This window comes from Parasynechococcus sp., from assembly GCF_042954245.1.
Lineage (GTDB): Bacteria > Cyanobacteriota > Cyanobacteriia > PCC-6307 > Cyanobiaceae > Parasynechococcus.
The window spans coordinates 1-19160 of sequence record NZ_JBGKDP010000036.1 but is presented as its reverse complement, the minus strand read 5'-3'; the positions used below and the strand labels follow the sequence as shown (position 1 = coordinate 19160).

The following is a 19160-nucleotide window of genomic DNA, read 5'->3' as shown; positions in this document are numbered from 1 at the left end:
TTTCTCAGCCTTGATCTGCAGCCGGGTGCGGAGACGCTGCCCATCCTTCAGTAGTCCATCGGCGTTCGGGACAACCGCCTTCACCAACAATCCCTGGGTCTGTTTGTTGACCCTTGGATCGATCGAGTCGACTTCTCCGGTAGCAATCAACTCATCACTGCCGGGAGCACTGAGCAACACGGGCTGGCCCAAGGCCAGACGCGACGAGAACGCCGCTGGCACCTCAACACGCGCCTCCAGTTCGTTGTTCTGCACCAGGCTGGTAAAGACCTGGCCCTGCTGGATCACGTCACCTACTTTCACCTTCACGTCAGCCACCGTGCCGGCGGAGGGTGAAGTCAGATTGCTGTAGTCCAGCTCGGCCTGGGCTGCGATGTATTGGGTGCGGTAGCGATCCAATTCCTTCTGCGACGCAGCGCCCGTCCCGGCCAGGTAAGCGTAACGCTCGTAATTGGCCTTGGCAGTGTCGGCTTTGGCTTTCTTCTCGACTTGATCAAGCACCAACAACAACTGACCGGCGGCAACTTCATCGCCCTGGCGAATCTTCAGCTCCATGATTCGCCCCCGCGACTGAGCAGCAAGCTCGACAAAGTTGCTGGCCTCCAACGTGCTGACGGTGTCGACACCCTCGGTGAACTCAGCCAGCTGGGTGGAAACAGCCTGTACCTTCGGCGGCGGCGGCGGCTTCGGTGCTTCGCTCTTGCAGGAACTGACCGTGATCAGAGCCGTGAAGGTAAGCAGGAGTCGCTGCAGATGACGCACGGCAAAAAGGCTTTGGGCGAATTATGCAGAGGTCCTGAGAGCTTGTCCGCGAAGGTTTGGATGTTTCGAAACAGGCAGGCCAAAACACGTTCGATTCGGACCAACTCAAGCGCTAATTGAGAACGTCAGGGACACTGGGGCATCTCCGATGGTGTGTTGGCTCAAGACCTCTTCGCTTTTCACGGTGAGCAACAACAGCGGCGGATGGCCCCCCTGGCCGATCGCATGCGTCCGCGAACGCTGGAGGAATTTGAGGGCCAGAGCGGGATCCTTGCCGACGGACGGCTCCTGCGCCGTGCCATCAAGGCCGATCGGGTCGGCAACCTGATCCTGCATGGCCCACCCGGGGTCGGCAAAACCACCCTGGCGCGGATCATCGCCAACTACACCCACGCTCATTTCAGCAGTCTCAATGCCGTGCTAGCCGGCGTGAAAGACCTGCGGATCGAGGTGGATGCTGCACGCCAACGCCTGGAACGGCACAGCTTGCGTACGATCCTGTTCATCGACGAAGTGCACCGCTTCAACAGCGCCCAGCAGGATGCACTGTTGCCGTGGGTGGAGAACGGCACCGTCACCCTGATCGGTGCCACCACAGAAAACCCCTATTTGGAAGTCAACAAGGCGCTGGTCAGCCGTTCACGACTGTTTCGTCTACTGCCGCTGAAGCCGGAGGCGTTGCAGCGACTGCTACAACGCGCCCTGGCGGACGATGAGCGGGGCTATGGCGACTACTCGATGCCATCAGCAGCGATGCCGCCAACCACCTCGTGGATGTAGCGGGAGGAGACGCCTGCAGCTTGCTCAATGCCCTTGAACTGACGGTGGAAAGTTCAGAGCCCGATGGCGACGGGGTGATTCAGATCAATCTGGCCATCGCCGAGGAATCCATCCAACAGCGGGCAGTGCTCTACGACAAGCACGGCGATGCCCACTACGACACAATCAGCGCCTTCATCAAATCGCTGCGGGGCTCGGATGCGGATGCAGCGCTATTCTGGCTGGCACGCATGGTGGAGGCAGGTGAAAACCCTCGCTTCATCTTTCGGCGGATGCTGGTTGCAGCGTCAACTCGAGCAGGAGGGGGAACGGCTGTAGCGCTTGCGCGAGCAGCTCTGGCAGGACATCCCCTGGACCCGGCGAGATCGGGTGCTGTTGTTGGGGATGCGTTCGCTGATCTGGGCCCTCGATCCATTGAGGGCCGCTCCGGAAGGTGGCGTGACCGTGCTCTGCGACAACGAAGCCGACCGTAGCCGCTTGGAAGCGCAGATGGATCTGCTCAAACCGGAGCATCGGCCAGACCTGTTGACCGGCTACCTCGACGCTCTGCAAGGGCAGAACTGGACGGCGCTGCTGGAGGCGATCAACCGGCATGCCCTGCCGACAACGGGCTTGCGGCTACTGGTCAGCCGCACCGAACTGGGGCCCGCCGGTGCTCTGCAGCAAGACGGCGATCCAACAGAGCTGTTCAGCGATCTTGTGGCTCAAGAACAGCATTGGCTTGAGCGGCAGCAGCGTCCTGACGAGTTATTGGCAAACGCCGGCTGGCAGCTCCGTTGTGAGCAATGGGTGGAACATCTGATCTTGCCGGGAGGCACGGAACTGGCTGAGCGATGGCTGGCCGAAGGGTCGCCCTACCGGCAATCCATGGGGGAGATCAACACGGAGGTGCTGACGCAGTTGCACCGATCGTTGAACGGCTTGGGTGAAGTTGGTCTGCGCCTGCCGATGCGCCATCAATTGATCCAAGGCGAGCGAGTTGCGCCATAAAAAAAACCCGGCCGAAGCCGCGGCTGAAATCAAGGGTTCAGAGCTCGGAGTTGGCTTTGGTACAAGCAAGCAGAAAGACATACCAGGACAGCAACGAAGTGGCCTGGGCTCCGCTCACCTTGTCAGGAGCACAAGCCTTCTGCCTGCCGTCATTCGGTCCGTTATCAGATAGACGGAAGGCGACGGGCAGCTGTTTCATGATGCCGATAGAGCTAATGAGCCCATCCTTGGCATCCGCGATGATGGCGGCCCGCAGAGCCGTGGCCGCCGTCGCCTTTTGGCGCCAATAAGGGACACAAGACCTTGTTTGATCCTCCAGAAAGGCTTCACCGGCGTCGGAATAAAGGAACCGGGACATACCGGGAGGTCAACTGCATAGGTCTTGTTCAAGTCAAAACGAAGCTCCTCGGCGGTCCAGCCAAACATCCGAATAGCGTCCTGAAGAGCACGGTCTGTGACCTTGCCGTCAGCAAGAAAAGATTCGAGCTCGCTATATGTGGTGGTGCTAACTGAACCACCCGTGTTCCAGCGCACCGGTTGCTGGGTGCCTGCTTTTGAAAAAAGGCCAGCAATCACCGGAAGGGATGCACCAAGGAACAGGAAAGCTAGTGTACGGTTGATCACAAGCATCGGAGCAGTGATTCAGTAAAAATAGCCCCAAAAGAAAAACAGCTCATAAGAACCACCCACCAGCTGCAATCACGGGTGCTCTCCTCACTTACATGACGTGAGTTTTATTTGAATGATATTTTGACTCATCCATCTTTTGCCGACCAAAAGGAAGAAACAGATGATCAATCCAATTTGATCCTCAGCCAACCATCCGGACAACGCCCCGGAGGGGCCTGGCCTGTTCCCTCCCGATCACCACAGCAGTGGTGCATCCGCAGGCGACCGCCCGAGCGCGCCACCTCCGCCAGGTAGGCCTCTGTGCCGTGATGGGGCTCAAGCCACAGCCGGGTCCGAACAGCACGCGATCCACCGTTGCCAGCAACTGCGGCCCGGCAGAGAGGCCCAGATCTTGAAGGGAACCTGCGAACTCACCCCAGTACTGACGGATCATCTGCACACGGGTGAACTCCATCAGCAGGGTTTCTGCTTCGCTGCGTTGATGCAGGGTGATTTCGCGCTGCATCAGCCGCCGACTGAGAGTCGCCTGCGACGGCCGAGGAGCACCGTGATCCAAGGAGAATCCCTGACGCGGTGCAACAACTGCACTTACCCCCATCGCCAGAAGGCCCAAAGCTGCCAGGGACCGTGCGATTTGATCGACCCGGATCCGCGACGCCATGGCTCAACAGCTACAGGTTGATTGCAACGTAGGCAGCTCAAACAGTCTTGTTCTGAGGGCCGTACGCTGCCGCCACTGACCAAGCCATTTCCGTGAGTCTTCAAATCGGCGATGCCGCCCCCGACTTCACCCTTCCCGATCAAAACGGTGATTCCATCAGCCTCGCTTCACTGCGCGGAAAGAAGGTTGTTCTGTACTTCTATCCCAAGGATGACACCCCAGGCTGCACCAAAGAAGCCTGCAATTTCCGCGATCGCTGGGAGCAACTGAAAGCCAACAACATCACCATTTTGGGAATCAGCAAGGACGGAGCCACCTCCCACAACAAATTCATCAACAAGCACGAGCTCCCATTCACCCTGCTCACCGATGAGGAGCCCTGCGCCATCGCCAGCCTCTACGAAAGTTATGGACTGAAGAAGTTCATGGGACGCGAATACATGGGAATGATGCGCCACACCTTCTTGATTGATGAAGAGGGAAAACTCGAGCGGATTTACCTCAAGGTGAAAGCGGCCACCATGGCCGACACACTGATCAACGATCTCGGCCTGAGCTGAGACCAGCCGCCAGGTTCAGCAGCGCTTGCAACTGAAGATCGTCCTCCAGCTGCAACAACTCCGTTGGGCCGGTCCAGTGTCTCTTCAAAAGGGCAGCGTCACCACCGCAGATCCACACCAACCCTTTGGAGTGCTGCTGAGCCGTTGCAATGGAGGCCAACATCGCCTCCAACACACCGCGCTGCATGGCGGCCACAGTCAGTTGTGGGAAGACTTCTTGCAGAGCATCGTTGTCGGGGAGCTCGGGTGTTGATGGCAAGCCGAGCGTTCCCTCTGCCATGGCCTGAAGCTGGAGCCGATAGCCCGGAATCAGCTGACCTCCTCCAAAAGAACCATCTGCCGTCACCCTGGTGAGGCTCAACACGGTGCCGGCATCCACCAAAAGCAACCCCCTGGAACAGTCGAGCTTTCGCTCCTGACTGCAGCGCCAGGCCATCCAGGCCCCGAGGGCGCGATCCACACCCAACCAAGGAGGAGCCTGCGGCAAGGGCACATCCTCAAGACGAATGCGCAGATCTTGGTGGACCATGAGCTGCTCAGGCACCGGCCCCACCGCCGCCCAGACCGGAGGATCGGCCCCGATGCGACCAGGGTCGGGAGACCCGTGATCAACACAAACACCGTGGTCTTGCCGCTGGGCCCAATGCCAACGGCTGTTGCCGATCAGCAAAGCGCGGCCGCCGTCCCGTTCAGACCCTGTCACTCAGATGCCTTCACCCATCAGCCCCTCAGCGGACTCCTGGGGAAGATGAATTCCACACTCCTGCTTCAAACCACCAAATCGAGTGTCGCGACCACTCAGATCACCCATGTCAGGGCCACTGGAATGCCAATCCCCGACTGTGGAATAACCCTGTTCAAACAACGGATGCTGGGGAAGATCGTTCTCCTGCATGTAGTAGTAAACATCGCGCTTGGTCCACTCGAGCAGAGGGCGCAGGGACCAGCGCTCCCGGATCGGATCCAACGACGTCATGGAGCGGCGGTGATCGGTCTGACCACGGCGCACGCCGCTGGCCCAGCAGCGCGTCTTCAGGTCAGTGAGCGCTTGCCCGAGCGGTTCGACCTTGCGGATCCGGTGATAAGTCTCCAGATCTTCCACACGTCCAGACTCCCAGAGCTTGCCGTACAGAGCTTCCATGCGAGCTGGGGACATCTCGCTCTGACTCACCACCAGACGGATCCTGAGCTGCTGGGTGAGTTGATCGGCGTAGGCGTAGGTCTCTGGAGGCAGATAACCGGTATCGATCCAGATCACCGGTACAGCATCACCTTCGGGGAGGGTGCTCAGCATGTGCAGAAGCACAGCTGATTGGATCCCAAAACTCGTGGTGAGAGCAAAATTCTCACCGAACTGCTCCAATCCCCAGGCCAGACGCTCCTGCGGCTCCATCGACTCCAGCAGCTTGCGCCCTTTGAGCAACTCGTTTTGCACTGCCATGGGCACCATGACCTCAGGAGCCTCCGTCATTACGCCATCCTCCCCTGTCGTGGGACCGGGTGTGGTTCCTATCGTTTAAGAACCGGCAGTTCCCTTCATGCGTTCACCCTCGTCCCCATCGGATGCCGTGGTGATCGTTGGCGGTGGATTCGGCGGACTGTGCACAGCACTTGCCCTTCAGCGACGACAGCCCAACTACCCCATCGTTCTGATCGAACCGCGGGATCGCTTTCTGTTTCAACCGCTGCTGTACGAACTGCTCAGCGATGAACTTCAAGCCTGGGAGGTGGCCCCCCGCTATGACCAACTACTGAACAACGGCATCTGCTGGATCCAAGACAGCGTTGTTGACATCGATCAAACCAGTCAAAGCATCGAATTGGCCTCCGGAGACCGCTTGAGCTGGTCACAACTGGTGCTGGCGACGGGCTCGAAAGCCGATGATTTCGGCATTCCAGGCGTTAAGGAACACAGCTCCTGCTTCCGTGACCTCAGTGATGTGCGCCGCCTCAAGCAATGGCTCAGCAACCTGCACCAGCAACGGGATGGAGATGCCGGACTGATCATTGTTGGCGCGGGACCCACCGGCGTGGAACTGGCCTGCAAACTGGCGGATCTGATCGACGGTGCCGCCAGCATTCGATTGGTGGAGATGGGCGATGAAATCCTTCCCGGCAGCACAGCGTTCAATCGGGAGAGGGCCCAGGCAGCACTGGAACGCAAAGGTGTGGTGATCCAACTGAAGACCAGCGTGAGCGAAGTGAAGTCCAGCACTGCTGTTCTTGCCGATGGTTCTGTTCTGCGTCACGCAGGCTTGGTCTGGACCGCAGGAAGCAGTCCCTCCATCCCTTCCATCTCACCCACACCTATGCTGGAACGAGGGCGTCTGGCCGTTGACGATGACCTGCGCCTGGTGGGCTGCGCCAACACGTTCGCCCTCGGGGATCTCTCAGCCCGGCCAGGCAGCCCATGGCCCGCCAGCGCCCAGGTGGCGATGCAGCAAGGCGATACCACTGCCGCAGCCATCGCGAAACTGCGTGTGGAGGAAGAGCCGCAACCCTTTCAGTTCGAGGATCGAGGCGAAATGCTCAGCCTTGGGATCGGTGACGCCACCCTCACCGGCATGGGGTTCACTCTGGCTGGCCCCTTGGCCTTCCAGTTGCGACGGGCCACGTATCTCACGCGCCTGCCAGGGCTCTCCCTGGGTCTGCGCTCGGCAGGCGCCTGGTTGCTGAACCGTTGAAGCAATCCCACCTCGGCGGGCGTTGCTGTGGTGTGCGCCCAAGCCATCAACGGCAGCTGGAGCGGTTAAGCCATCGCCGTCATCCCGAAGACTGCGGCGCCGATCTGCTGAGCCTCAAACGCTTGGCTGACCTGGTGCAGGCCCGCAATCTGGAACAGCTGCTCAGCTGCCCAGTCTCCAACCGCAGTGAGCTGATCCTCGACATCTTTGCCCAGCGGGCCGGCAGTGCGGCAGGGCGCCTGCAGGTGGAACTGGCCCAACTGCGCTACCGGCTGCCACGCCTGCTGGGACGGGGCAGCAGCCTCTCGCGGCAAGGCGGTGGCATCGGCACGGTGGGCTTCATCCGTGATCTCCCCTCTCAACTGGTGGGAAGCCTTCCGCGCAACACTGGAGGAGGCACTGGACGCCGATGTGCGGCTGCTGATGGGCGATCTGGCCGACCCCGACTGGCAAGGCCACCTGGACACGGTGCATCGCCTGCTCGATGACCTCGGCAGCACTGCCCTGCGCCGGGTGATCGCTAATCAGATCGACCGCTGTGAGGCGACCGCGATCGAAACGATTCATCAGAGGGAGCCAGACGCCCTGTTCCTCTCCGCCGTGCGGGGAGATGGACTGCAGTGGCTGCGCGAGCAATTTTTTGATCCCGGGGCAGAATCCCCCAATTAACGACCGGCGACTCGCCGCCATGGCCGAGCTGAGCAGCGCTCTTCAGAACCCTCAGGCGTTGATCACCCTGGCTGTGTTGGGTCTGTCGGTGGTGCTGTTCATCACCGGGGGGATTGCACCGGAGCTCACCGGGTTGCTGAGTTTGAGCCTGTTGATCGCCACCGGGGTGCTCAATCCCCAGGAGGCCCTTGCGGGGTTTGGCAGTCCTGCTTTGATCACCCTGCTGGGCCTGTTCCCGGTCTCCGCTGCACTGTTCAAGAGCGGTGCCCTGGATCGACTAAGAGATCTGATCGCCTCAGAACGGATCCGGTCTTCGCGGCGTCTGATCGCCCTGATGGCCTTCGTGATCGCCCCGGTTTCAGGGATTGTGCCCAACACGCCTGTGGTGGCATCGCTGCTGCCCGTGGTGGAGGGCTGGTGCCAACGGCGCGGCATTTCGCCATCCCGGGTGCTGTTGCCCTTGTCGTTTTCAACGGTGCTGGGGGGCACCCTCACCCTGCTGGGCAGTTCAGTGAACCTGCTGGTGAGCGACATCAGCGAGCAACTGGGCTATGGCTCCCTCGATCTGTTCAGCTTCACGCTGATCAGCGTGCCGGTCTGGCTGACCGGCGCCGTCTACCTGGTGATGGCGCCGCGGGTGCTGCTGCCGGACCGTGGTGCCAGCAGCGATGACCTCGGCGGCACCAGCAAGACCAGCAGCTATTGCACCGAGGTGCGCATCCCTCCCGACTCAGAACTGGTGGGCCGCTCCCTGCTGAACAGTCGACTGCAGCGCCGTTTCGACGTGGACGTGCTGGAACTCCAGCGCGGGGGAGAGCGGCTGATGCCGCCCTTGGCAGACCGACGTCTTGAGGCCGAAGATCATCTGCTGCTGCGGATTACCCGCCCCGATCTGCTGCGTCTCCAGCAGGATCACATGGTTCAGCTCACAACCCAGGGCCAGAACCCCGGTTTCAGCTTGAACAGCGAAGCGGTCAGTGGTCAGAAAACAGTGGAAGTGTTGCTGCCGGCTGGTTCCACCCTGGCCGGCGCCAGCCTGCGGGAATTGCGGTTTCGGCAACGCCACAACGCCACGGTGCTCGCGCTTCGCCGCGGCCAGGAGACCGTTCAGGAACGCCTCGGCCAGGTGATCCTGCGGGCGGGCGATGTGTTTCTACTGCAGGCACCGATCGACTCCATCCGCGGCCTGCAGGCCAGCAACGACCTGTTGGTGCTGGATCGACTGGAAGATGACCTGCCCACCGTGGGGCGCAAGCCCGTGGCCGTCAGCATCGCTCTGGCGATGCTGCTGCTGCCGACCCTCACCCCCATCCCCCTAGTGGCGGCGGTGCTGTTGGCCATGGTGAGCGTGGTGGCCACCGGCTGCCTTCGCCTTGGTGAACTGCAGCGCTCAATCCGGCTGGACGTGATCTTGCTGCTGGGATCCCTCACCAGCTTCAGCGTTGCCATGCAGAGCACGGGCCTGGCCGATGCCCTCGCCCTGGTGCTCCAGCAGGGGCTGGCGGGCTGGCCGAGCTATGCCGCTTTGATGGTGGTCTTCATTGGCACCACGCTGTTGACCCAGGTGATGAGCAACGCCGCCTCGGTGGCCCTGCTGGCGCCTGTGGCGGTGCAACTGGCTCCGTCCCTGCAGCTGTCTCCCACCGCCTTGCTGATCACAGTGCTGTTCGGCACCAGTCAGTCCTTTCTCACCCCTGTCGGGTACCAGACCAATTTGATGGTGTTCGGCCCAGGCCGTTATCGCTTTCTGGACGTCACCCGCTACGGGCTTGGCCTGACAGTGATCATGACCATCCTCGTGCCGGCCTTGATCCTCTGGCATTACGGCGGATCCTGAACAACACTGGTCAGATCGCGCGCGCGCCTGTGCCGATCGGAAGGGCCATCGAACGGAGCCAGGGCTGGCATCGCCGGCTTACGGTGCCCCAGTTCACCGTGGTGACTGGATTGCTGGTGGTGCTGATCGGCACGCTGCTGTTGGCCACTCCGCTGTGCTCCTCAAGCCGCGTGGGGCTTTGGGAAGCTCTCTTCACCGCCACATCGGCCATCACCGTAACGGGGCTGTCGATCATCGACATCGGCACCGATCTCACGAGCTTCGGCCAGGCGGTGCTGGCCCTGATGATTCTGGCGGGTGGCCTTGGCTTAATGGCCATCACCACGTTTCTCCAGGGCTTTGTGGTACAGGGAACAGCCCTGCGGCGCCGGCTGGACCGGGGCCAGGCCCTGGATGAATTCGGTGTGGGGGGCATCGGACGCACCTTTCGCGGCATTGCTCTGACGGCAACGCTGGTGATCCTGCTGGGGGCCGTGATCCTGTATCACTTCGGTTTCGATGACATCCCTAACCACGGCGAACGCCTCTGGGCTGCGGTGTTCCACAGCATCTCGGCTTACAACAACGCTGGCTTTGGACTCTGGAGCGACAGCCTCGAGCGCTACCGCAGCAATGGCGTTGTGAATGCTGTGGTGATGCTGCTGATCGTGGCCGGTGGCCTGGGGTGGCGGGTCACCAGCGATCTGAGCACGCAGCTGCTGCGCAAACGGCGAGGCCGGCGTCGTCTGAGCCTGCACTCCCGCCTGGTGCTGCGCACCACCGTGCTCTTGATCGCCTTCGGGGCAGGGGGACTGGCCCTGACGGAATGGTTGAACCAGGGCGAGATCTTCGTGGGAATGCCCTGGTCTGAGCGGTGGCTCACAGCCCTGTTCAAGTCCGTCACGGCACGCACAGCCGGCTTCAGCACCGTTCCGCTTTCGCTCGACACCGTCACCGAATCCAGCCTGCTGTTGCTGATGGTGCTGATGTTCATCGGGGCCAGTCCCGGCGGCACCGGTGGTGGGATCAAGACCACCACCGTGGCCGCCTTGATGGCGGCCACCCGTTCCACCCTGCGGGGCCGGGAGGTGGTGGTGATTCGCAACAGAAGCATCAGCGACAAGGTGGTACTGCGGGCCGTCGGCATCACGGTGGGCTCCCTGCTGTTCGTGATGGCCATGGCGATGCTGATCAGCATCGCGAGCAATTTGAACGGCAAGGATTCGTTCACCTTTATGGAAATGCTGTTCACCTGCATCTCCGCTTTTGCCACGGTGGGCCTGGATCTGGGCGTGACTGTTGAACTCCCCCGTTTCGGCCAGGCAGTGCTGATGGTGGGAATGTTTGTGGGACGGCTGGGGATTCTGTTGCTGCTGAGCGCGATCTGGGAAGCGATGACGCAAGAACAAATCCAGATGAATCGCCAGAATCGAGTCGGTTACCCCAGCGAGGATCTGTATGTCTGAGCGCGATCAGCGGGGGAGGCAACGATGAAGGAATGGTGGCAGTGGAGCCCGGCGCAGGGCAGCGAAAGACTCGGCTTCGCGATCATCGGCGTGGGCCGTTTCGGCATCGCTGTTTGCCGGGAACTGCTTCAGAACGGAGCGGATGTACTGGCCGTGGACCGCTCAGAGCGAGCGGTGGATGAACTGCGTCAAGTAGAGCCCAGCGTGGAGGCCCGCGTCGTGGACTGCACCGACGAAGAGGCCCTGCGGGAAGCCGGCGTGCTCGAAATGGGCACCGTCGTGGTAGCGATCAGTGAACCGATCGAGGCCAGCATCACCGCCACCTTGATCGCCAAAGACAGCGAGGGCAGCCGCGTGCGCCAGGTGATCGCAAGGGCAACGAGCGACCTCCACGAAAAGATGCTGAAGCGGGTGGGGGCCGACCGGGTGATCTTTCCCTCGCGGATGCAGGGTGAGCGCCTGGGTCTTGAACTGGTGCGCCCCAACCTGATGGAGCGGCTGGCCCTGGATGAACAGCACTGCATCGAGGAGATCAAGGTTCCAGAACCGTTTGTGGGGCGATCGCTCCGGGATCTGAATCTGCGCAAGAACTTCAGGGTTAACGTGCTGGCGGCAGGGCCGCAAAGCAGCCTGATGGTGAACCCACCCGCATCCCATGTGCTGGAGGAGGGGCACCTACTGGTGGTTATGGGACTGGTGGACGACCTGCAACGGCTTCCGAAAAACTGAGCCGATGCGCTGCCTCGGGCTGATGAGCGGAACCAGTGCTGACGGTGTGGATGCCGTGCTGGTGCGCTTCGACGGCCCTCCGCAGTGTCCTCAGTGGTCCCTGCTTCGCCACCACCATCAGCCCTATCCGCCCGAACTGCAGCAGCAGGTGGTGGCAGCCAGCCAGGGTGCACCGATGCCGGCATCCCTCTGGCTGGAGCTGGCAGAAGCCATCACGGAGGAGCAAGCCGACGCGGTGCAAGCCTGCGACCCCGATGCAACAGCTGAGCTGATCGGTTGCCATGGCCAGACCGTCTGGCACCGTCCGCCGGCCCGAGGGGCACGGGGGGCCAGCTGGCAGATTCTTCAGGTCCCACTGCTGGCTCATCTGCTGCAAAGGCCGGTGGTCCATGACTTCCGCGCCGCTGATCTGGCGCTGGGGGGACAGGGAGCACCGCTCGTGCCTCGGGCCGATGCGGCACTGCTGGGGAGCACGCAGGGCTGGCGGGCACTGCTGAACCTGGGCGGCATCGCTAACCTCACACTTATACCCCCCTGCAGTGGAGTGGATCGCCATGCCGCGATCTTGGGCTGGGACTGCGGACCCGCCAACAGCTTGATTGACCTGGGCATGCGCCAGTTCACCAATGGCGCCCAATCCTTCGACAAGGGTGGAGCGATGGCAGCGCAGGGCCATGCGGATGAGGGCTGGATCCAGCGCTGGCTCGAGGAGGAGTACTTCCAGATGGCACCACCGAAATCCACGGGACGGGAGTGTTTCGGGCAGGACGACCTCAACCGGCGCCTGCATCAGCTCCGTGGATTCTCAGCGGCAGACACCATCGCAACCCTGACGGCCTTTTCCGCCGCTGTAGTTGCCCAAGATCTGGCGCACCTGCGCCAGAGAGTTGGAATCGCACCGATCGAACTGATCACAGCCGGAGGTGGCAGCCAAAACCCGGTGTTGATCGATGAGCTGCGGCGGCGCTGCCGAGGAGCACAGCTCGATGCAAGCAGCAGTCTGGGAGTGCCGACGGAAGCCCGAGAAGCTCTGGTGTTCGCGTTGCTGGCCTGGTGGCACCACAGGGGGCATCCCGGCAATGTACCAGCCGTCACCGGAGCCTGTCGGGAGGCCGTGCTCGGCACGCGGGTGACTCCGGCCTAACCGGGCCGGTGCAGGCGCAGAGGGGCGCCCCGCAGACGGCGGGGCTGCTGTGATTCGAAGGCGAACCGCAGACGTTCCTCGCGGGTCGGCGTCGGTGCAGACACCTCCAACTCCTGCTCATGGCGTTGCACACCTTGCTGGATCAGCACCCGCGCCATATTACTTACCGTGCGGGATTCCAGCTCCGCCATCGCCGTGAGAAGCGCGCAGAGATCTTCAGGCAGAACAACCTGAATTCTCGGGGACTTGGGCTTTCCACTGGATGAGGTCTGACGGGTGGGCACGACCGGATCCCCAGGGAGGGGCTCTGCTACTAAAAAGTGTACAGAGTATAGTCAAGGGTAGTATCCATGACTATGGTCGGGACATTGGTCCTCCTCGGAGTACCTCATGACACAAGCCACACCTCGCTCCCGTCGCAGCCCAGCCGGCACCCGCGCTCGGTCCCGACGCCCCCGTCGCAGCGCTGAAAACAGCGACGTGCTGGTGTCAGCTGTGATCAGCACCTATCTACTGACCCACCTACACCATGTGTTGCAACGGGCCGAATACGGCGCCTCCCAGGAAGGGCGCAGTACCCAGGCCGCCAACTACGCCCAACTGCGCAAGGTGCTCTGCATGGACGCCCGCAGCATGAAGGACGCCTCGGCCCTGGGGCAGCACGATGACGGCATCGAACAAGCTGCCTGACAAGACCTTCGGTGCTGAATAGCGTTTAAGCAGTTGCTCAGATCGCGATGGCTTCCAACGCCGCATCGCTTTACGCCCGAATCAGCAGGAATCCGGAGCAGACCCAGGCGCTGTTCCGTCAGGCGCTGCAGGATCCCAACGGCGCCATGGCCAGCATCTGCAGCCTGGGCGACCAACTGGGGCTACCCGTCACGACTCAGGAAGTGCGCGAACATCTGGCTAGCCTCGACGATGACGACAGCAAGCGCTGGCTGGTCAAGGCGAGAGGCGGTCTTTGAGCTTCGGGCGTCATAAGGGCCTGGGGCTCAGCGCGCTGACGGCGTCCATAGCCGCCACCTCCGGCCCAACTGAAGAAGAGCAAGTAACTCACGATCGCTAAGCCTGCGGCCACCACGAGAGCGGCCAGCTGCTCCAGTTTCAGCATGGCAACCAGTCTCCAGGAACCCTCGCCAGTTTGCCGACAGGGATGATGGGGGCATCACGCCTACCGCCGGTGCTGCGACTCGAAAACGTCAGCAAGATATACCCAACGGGAGAAGTGCTCCGGGCCGTGACCTGGGAGGTGAAACCAGGAGACAGAATCGGCCTGGTGGGGGTGAACGGCGCCGGCAAGTCCACCCAGATGCGTCTGATCGCCGGACACGAAGAACCCAGCAGCGGCAAGGTGGTTCGGCAAGGGGAACCCCGCATCGCCTACCTCCAGCAGGAATTCGACGTGGACCTGGAGCGCACCGTGCGCCAGGAACTTTTTCAAGCCTTCGGCGAAGCGGCCGAAGTGATGAACCAACAGCAGCAAGTGGAAGAGGCGATGGGCTCCGAACGAGCTGCGGAGGATCCCGATCATCTGGACCAGCTGATCCAACAACTTGGAAAGCTGCAAAGCCGTTTCGAAGCGCTGCATGGCTATGAACTCGATGCCCGCATCGACAAGCTCCTGCCCACGATCGGCTTCACCCCGGAGGGCGCTGAGCTGCAGGTGAAGGACTATTCCGGGGGCTGGCAGATGCGGATCGCCCTGGGAAAAATCCTGCTGCAGGAACCGGATCTACTGCTGCTGGACGAACCCACCAACCATCTGGACGTCGAGACCATCCAGTGGCTGGAGAACTACCTGCTGGCGCAGAGCGCAGCCCTTGTGGTGATCAGCCACGACCGCACCTTCCTCGACCGAGTCTGCAATCAGATCGTCTCCACCGAACGGGGGGTGTCCCGCAGCTACCTCGGCAACTACACCGCCCACCTGGAGCAGAAACAACTGGAGCGGGAGGCCACACAGGCGGCCTTCGAACGGCAGCAGAAGGAGATCGCCATACAACAGGTCTACATCGATCGCTTCCGCGCCAGTGCCACCCGCAGCACCCAGGCCAAAAGCCGTGAGAAGCAACTGGACAAGGTGGAACGGGTGGAGGCACCGATCGAATCCGTGGCCGGGCCGAGTTTTCAGTTCCCGCCTGCCCCGCGCTCCGGAGCCCAGGTTGCCCTGATCGACAACGTCACCCACAGCTATGGAGACAAAATCCTGTTCCTGGGGGCTGAACTGGAGGTGGAGCGGGGTGACCGCATTGCCTTCGTCGGCTCCAATGGCGCGGGCAAGTCCACCCTGCTGCGTCTGGTGATGGGGGTTGAAACCCCCAATGAAGGCAGTGCCCGGCTTGGGGAGCACAACGTGATTGCGGGGTACTTCGAACAGAACCAGGCCGAAGCCCTGGATCTGTCCAAGACCGTGATCGACACGATGTACGAAGCGGTTCCCGACTGGACCCAGACCCAGGTTCGTTCGCTGCTGGGCAGCTTCTGCTTCAGGAACGACACGGTGTTCAAGGAAGTCGGGAAGCTCAGTGGAGGAGAAAAGGCTCGCCTAGCCCTAGCCCTGATGCTGCTCACCCCCTGCAATCTGCTCGTCTTGGATGAGCCCACCAATCACCTCGACATTCCCGCTAAGCAGATGCTCGAGGACGCCTTGATGGCCTACGAGGGAGCCGCGCTGCTGGTCTCCCACGACCGCTATTTCATCTCCCGCGTCGCCAACCGCATCGTGGAACTGCGGGACGGAGAACTGGTGATGTATCGCGGGGATTACAACTACTACCTCGAGAAAAAAGAGGAGGAAAGGGCAGCCGCCAAGGAGAAAGAACTGGCTGCAGAACGGGAGGCCAAGAGGAAGGCCAACAAGGAGAAGCAGAAGGCACGCGACGCCCGCCATAAAAAGGCGGCCTGACTGGCATCAGACGGCGGCACCGAAAACTTCACACAGGTTTAGGCAGGAAGACTTATTTCTCTTTGCTTGCTGTTTTCATCTGCATAGGCTGACAAAACTGACCTTCCAGCCCCGATGAGCATGGTTCTCGGTCCCGGCAACAGCGAACCCGTTGGCGGTTCAACAGCCCCCGGCCCGGCACCCCATGAGCAGACCTGGGACGCCGTAGAAACCTATTTCCAGTGCATCACCACCTGTTCGCTCGACGATGGCGACTGCATCACCCAATGCGTCGAACAACTGAGGGACGCTGACGATGCTTGAGCCCAAAGCTTCAGCCAGGGGTCAAGGCCGACAAATCGACGGGCTTGACGTTGATCGAGACCCGCTCCTGAGCTCGCTGCACCTCGAGCACAACAGTGGCACCGACACCACGGCGTTCAATGGCACTGACCACCTCAGCTGGGCCCGCAACAGCCTGGCCGTCGAAGCGGATGATCACATCGTTCACCTTAACCCCGGCGCGGTCCGCCGGCCCCCCAGGCTGAATAGCACGAATCACCGCACCTGGCGGCACCGGGGATGTGGGGGTGGGCCGGGGCACAGGCGACAGACGGATGCCGATCACGGGATGACGGGCTTTACCGCTGCTCACCAGCTGCTGGGCAATGGTTCGAGCGCGATTGATCGGGATGGCAAAACCCAGACCCGCCCCAGGCCCTGATCGCACCAGGGTGTTGATGCCGATCACCTCACCGTCGGCATTGAGAAGTGGCCCACCCGAGTTGCCGGGGTTGATCGCCGCGTCGGTCTGAATCAGATCAAGACGTTTGCCGGAAATTCCCAGCTGGGCAACATTGCGATTAAGATTACTGATGATTCCCAGGGTCACCGTGCTCTCTAGCCCATAGGGATTGCCGACGGCAATCGCCCAGTCGCCCACGCTGAGCCGGTCGGAATCCCCCAGACCCGCGACAGGCCAGGGCCCTGGGCCCTCCAGACGCACCACCGCGAGATCGGTGAGGCTGTCTTTGCCCACCACTCGGGCAGGCACCCGCCTGCCATCGGAGAGCCCTACGGTGAGTTGATCCGCCCCCTCCACCACATGGGCGTTGGTGAGCAGCAGGCCCTTGGCATCGAAGATCACCCCACTGCCTTGGTCGCGCTGCACCCTGGGGCGCGGTGCTGTGGAGCGTGGGATGCCGAAAAAGTGGCGAAACAAAGGGTCCTGCATCAGGGACGGCGGCACACCCGCAACACTGGACTGATTGACGGTCCGCGCCGTCTCCAGGGTGACCACTGCCGGACCACTGCGCTGCACAGCGGCAGCCACAAACGAGTCGCGACGGATTTCCGGGCGCGCCTCGGCCTGCTGAAAGCTAAGGATCAAGGGAAGCGACAACACGCCGGCCACCAGCAATCCCCCCGCCAGAGCAGAGGCGACGAGTGGGCGGGACTGGGAGTTGACCACAGCTTCTAAGGCCATCGGCTACCTCAACGCTACGCAGAGCAGATCCAAAAACAGCCACGTTCCATATCAAAGTTGTGACCACATGCGACCGGGGTCCCGATAGCGTGAGAATGCAGACATTCAGCTGGGTCGGAGGGTCATGCTCGGTTCGCTGTTTCCCCTCATCTACGGAGCGCTGTTCGTGGCCTTGTTGTGGCAGGCCTTCCGCGTGATGAGCAAGGGTTTCCGCGCTGCCAGCGGTCCGATCAACAGCGTGTCCAACAACGCTCCTAGCGACCGCACAGGCCAGGTCACCGTCCACCCAGAACTGCTGGACAGCGAGGGACGCATCACGGAAGAGGCCCTGCTGACGGTGCGCTTTGGTGGTGACGATGACGAAGCCTCGACGGCCGCTGGACCCAGCACTGAATAAATTGGACGCTTGGAGTCGACAGGGGTCGCCTGAGTGGATCAGAGAACACGCATCGTTGCCGCGGTCATCAAGGGCCTCAAGCTGCCTCCCCGGTTTCGGCTTCGGCTGATGAAAGAAGATCCGGTTCGCCTGGAATTGAGCCTGACTCCGGCGTACGGCAAGGACCCCATCACCGTGGGACTTGTGGAATCTCTGGATCTGGTGGCCCGTCGTGACCGGGAAGGCCGGATCCCCCGCGACCTTCAGGGCACCTGGGACTGGACCGTCCGTCACGGCCAGGTGAGCACCGGAGGCTGGAACCCTTATCTCAAGGAGGCACTGCAGACCATGTTCGAGACCGGTCTCCCGGCCATCGTGTTTGAGGAGCTCACCGGAGAGGAGTACCACCCCGTGGATGGGACCCGACACGTGCGCTGATCCAGGACGGGGGTTGTGTAAAGGCGTGCGAATGAATGCAGCAACGCGACAGGCAAGGGGGCTAGATCGGGATTAGTCCGGCCTTTAAGAAAGTCTTCATGGCCTCCCTTGTTCTCTCCATCGGCCCGTTTGTGCGGCTGTTGGCCGCCATGGGCGCCATCAGCAGCCTGGTGCTTTTCGTCCTGACGAATCTCATCCCATGAATCGAGCGGCAACACTGCTTTGAGCCAGTTCCCGATCGACGCCCTGTTGGAGCAGATCTGTTCTCTGGTCCGCCCAGGGAAAACGGTTCTGCTCCAGGCACCGCCTGGGGCGGGCAAGACAACACGGGTTCCCCTGGCGCTGATCGGAGCCCTGTCGGAAGGCCAGGGCGTTTTTGCAGACCATCAGAAAATCTGGATGATCGAGCCGCGGCGGCTGGCCACCAAAGCTGCCGCCACCCGCCTTGCCGCGAGCCTGGGAGAAGACATCGGTACGCGCATCGGTTATGCCGTGCGCGGGGAACAGAAGCGATCCGGCCGCACCCAAGTGGAGGTGATCACCGACGGCCTCTTTCTGCGGCGCTTGCAGAGCGACCCCTCGCTTGATGGGGTGAGGTGCGTGATCTTCGATGAATTTCATGAGCGGGGGCGTGATGCGGACCTATCCCTCGCCTTGCTGCGCGAGGCGAGGCCTCTGCTGAATCCAGATCTCACCGTGATCTTGATGTCGGCCACGCTGGATCTATCCGATTTGAGGGAACGGCTGCCCGAAGCGACGGTGCTGGAAAGCCCAGGCTGCTGTTACCCGGTGGAAACCCAGCACCAACCACCACGGCCGGACGAACCCCTGCCGAAACAGGTGTTGCGCGCCATCGAGCAACACGCCCTCGACCAACCGCAGGGCAGCGGGGTTCTGGTCTTCCTGCCGGGGCTGGCGGAGATTGAACGCTGCAGGCAGAACCTGACGGCCGCCCCTTCCCTGCAGAACTGGAAGGTTCAGGCGCTGCACGGTCAACTGCCCTTGCAGCAGCAAAGTTCAGCCCTGCAGCGCTGCGAGCCCAACCAAGACGGCAGCATCATCCTGGCCAGCGCCATTGCCGA

The 19160-nt window shown here is 61.7% G+C and carries 20 protein-coding genes and 2 pseudogenes; 15 read left to right on the top strand and 7 right to left on the bottom strand.

The features are described from left to right. Positions 1–762, bottom strand: a 762-nt coding sequence (locus tag ACGVJ8_RS01375; RefSeq protein WP_392345140.1) for an efflux RND transporter periplasmic adaptor subunit, incomplete at its 3' end; no start/stop codon positions are given. 204 nt (positions 763–966) lie between these two features. Here ACGVJ8_RS01375 and ACGVJ8_RS01370 point away from each other — a divergent pair. Next, positions 967–2532, top strand: a pseudogene (locus ACGVJ8_RS01370) (AAA family ATPase). 195 nt (positions 2533–2727) lie between these two features. Here the strand turns inward: ACGVJ8_RS01370 and ACGVJ8_RS01365 are convergent. Beyond that, on the bottom strand, positions 2728–3162 hold the full coding sequence (locus ACGVJ8_RS01365) for a hypothetical protein (RefSeq protein WP_392345139.1): 435 nt from the start codon (positions 3160–3162) through the stop codon (positions 2728–2730). Between the two features lie 181 nt (positions 3163–3343). Further along, positions 3344–3823 (bottom strand): hypothetical protein, encoded by a 480-nt coding sequence (locus tag ACGVJ8_RS01360; protein ID WP_392345138.1) that lies wholly within the window; start codon positions 3821–3823, stop codon positions 3344–3346. A gap of 92 nt (positions 3824–3915) precedes the next feature. Here ACGVJ8_RS01360 and bcp point away from each other — a divergent pair, with 92 nt between their 5' ends. Next, positions 3916–4383 (top strand): thioredoxin-dependent thiol peroxidase, encoded by a 468-nt coding sequence (gene bcp, locus ACGVJ8_RS01355; protein ID WP_392345137.1) that lies wholly within the window; start codon positions 3916–3918, stop codon positions 4381–4383. On the opposite strand, the gene ACGVJ8_RS01350 is transcribed toward bcp, so the two are convergent. Both ACGVJ8_RS01350 and ACGVJ8_RS01345 read right to left on the bottom strand, forming a co-directional pair. Next, a complete protein-coding gene (locus ACGVJ8_RS01350; protein WP_392345136.1) occupies positions 4361–5086 on the bottom strand; it encodes a type III pantothenate kinase in 726 nt (241 codons plus the stop codon). The genes bcp and ACGVJ8_RS01350 overlap by 23 nt on opposite strands. Further along, complete coding sequence (locus ACGVJ8_RS01345) at positions 5087–5833, bottom strand: phosphoadenylyl-sulfate reductase (protein ID WP_392345141.1); 747 nt, start codon at positions 5831–5833, stop codon at positions 5087–5089. Between the two features lie 88 nt (positions 5834–5921). Here ACGVJ8_RS01345 and ACGVJ8_RS01340 point away from each other — a divergent pair, with 88 nt between their 5' ends. The 6 genes and pseudogenes from ACGVJ8_RS01340 to ACGVJ8_RS01315 all read left to right on the top strand — a co-directional run bounded on the left by ACGVJ8_RS01340 (position 5922) and on the right by ACGVJ8_RS01315 (position 12891). Beyond that, a complete protein-coding gene (locus ACGVJ8_RS01340; protein WP_392345135.1) occupies positions 5922–7067 on the top strand; it encodes an NAD(P)/FAD-dependent oxidoreductase in 1146 nt (381 codons plus the stop codon). A gap of 95 nt (positions 7068–7162) precedes the next feature. Then, positions 7163–7768: pseudogene (locus ACGVJ8_RS01335) on the top strand (GTPase HflX); the annotation flags it as partial. Then, positions 7756–9573, top strand: a complete 1818-nt coding sequence (locus ACGVJ8_RS01330) for an SLC13 family permease (RefSeq protein WP_392345134.1) — start codon at positions 7756–7758, stop codon at positions 9571–9573. The pseudogene ACGVJ8_RS01335 and the gene ACGVJ8_RS01330, both read left to right, overlap by 13 nt. A 29-nt stretch (positions 9574–9602) precedes the next feature. Continuing rightward, positions 9603–11018 carry a TrkH family potassium uptake protein gene (locus ACGVJ8_RS01325; RefSeq protein WP_392345133.1) on the top strand — a complete coding sequence of 472 codons (1416 nt, stop codon included), beginning with the start codon at positions 9603–9605 and terminating at the stop codon, positions 11016–11018. Between the two features lie 24 nt (positions 11019–11042). Next, positions 11043–11747, top strand: a complete 705-nt coding sequence (locus ACGVJ8_RS01320) for a TrkA family potassium uptake protein (RefSeq protein WP_115131749.1) — start codon at positions 11043–11045, stop codon at positions 11745–11747. Between the two features lie 4 nt (positions 11748–11751). Continuing rightward, positions 11752–12891 carry an anhydro-N-acetylmuramic acid kinase gene (locus ACGVJ8_RS01315; protein WP_392345132.1) on the top strand — a complete coding sequence of 380 codons (1140 nt, stop codon included), beginning with the start codon at positions 11752–11754 and terminating at the stop codon, positions 12889–12891. Here the strand turns inward: ACGVJ8_RS01315 and ACGVJ8_RS01310 are convergent. After that, the gene (locus ACGVJ8_RS01310; RefSeq protein WP_392345131.1) at positions 12888–13175 is read right to left on the bottom strand and encodes a hypothetical protein; all 288 of its coding nucleotides are present in this window, start codon (positions 13173–13175) and stop codon (positions 12888–12890) included. The two genes, ACGVJ8_RS01315 and ACGVJ8_RS01310, sit on opposite strands and share 4 nt — an antisense overlap. A 106-nt stretch (positions 13176–13281) precedes the next feature. Here ACGVJ8_RS01310 and ACGVJ8_RS01305 point away from each other — a divergent pair, with 106 nt between their 5' ends. From ACGVJ8_RS01305 to ACGVJ8_RS01290, 4 genes are all read left to right on the top strand, one after another. Further along, complete coding sequence (locus tag ACGVJ8_RS01305; protein ID WP_114988706.1) at positions 13282–13581, top strand: hypothetical protein; 300 nt, start codon at positions 13282–13284, stop codon at positions 13579–13581. A 47-nt stretch (positions 13582–13628) separates the two neighbouring features. Next, positions 13629–13859: a hypothetical protein gene (locus ACGVJ8_RS01300; protein WP_392345130.1), complete on the top strand. Its 231-nt coding sequence runs from the start codon at positions 13629–13631 to the stop codon at positions 13857–13859. Positions 13860–14074: 215 nt separating this feature from the next. Next, on the top strand, positions 14075–15799 hold the full coding sequence (locus ACGVJ8_RS01295; RefSeq protein WP_392345129.1) for an ATP-binding cassette domain-containing protein: 1725 nt from the start codon (positions 14075–14077) through the stop codon (positions 15797–15799). A gap of 114 nt (positions 15800–15913) precedes the next feature. Beyond that, positions 15914–16102, top strand: coding sequence for a hypothetical protein (locus tag ACGVJ8_RS01290; RefSeq protein WP_392345128.1), 189 nt, complete (start codon positions 15914–15916; stop codon positions 16100–16102). A 10-nt stretch (positions 16103–16112) separates the two neighbouring features. Here ACGVJ8_RS01290 and ACGVJ8_RS01285 read toward each other — a convergent pair whose 3' ends face one another. Further along, entirely contained in the window at positions 16113–17264 is a 1152-nt protein-coding gene (locus tag ACGVJ8_RS01285) for a trypsin-like peptidase domain-containing protein (protein WP_392345127.1), read from the bottom strand. 124 nt (positions 17265–17388) lie between these two features. Here ACGVJ8_RS01285 and ACGVJ8_RS01280 point away from each other — a divergent pair, with 124 nt between their 5' ends. From ACGVJ8_RS01280 to ACGVJ8_RS01270, 3 genes are all read left to right on the top strand, one after another. Beyond that, on the top strand, positions 17389–17661 hold the full coding sequence (locus ACGVJ8_RS01280) for a DUF2973 domain-containing protein (RefSeq protein ID WP_392345126.1): 273 nt from the start codon (positions 17389–17391) through the stop codon (positions 17659–17661). A gap of 33 nt (positions 17662–17694) precedes the next feature. Further along, positions 17695–18078, top strand: a complete 384-nt coding sequence (locus ACGVJ8_RS01275; protein WP_006851931.1) for a hypothetical protein — start codon at positions 17695–17697, stop codon at positions 18076–18078. A gap of 222 nt (positions 18079–18300) precedes the next feature. Beyond that, positions 18301–19160, top strand: an 860-nt coding sequence (locus ACGVJ8_RS01270) for a DEAD/DEAH box helicase (RefSeq protein ID WP_392345125.1), incomplete at its 3' end; no start/stop codon positions are given.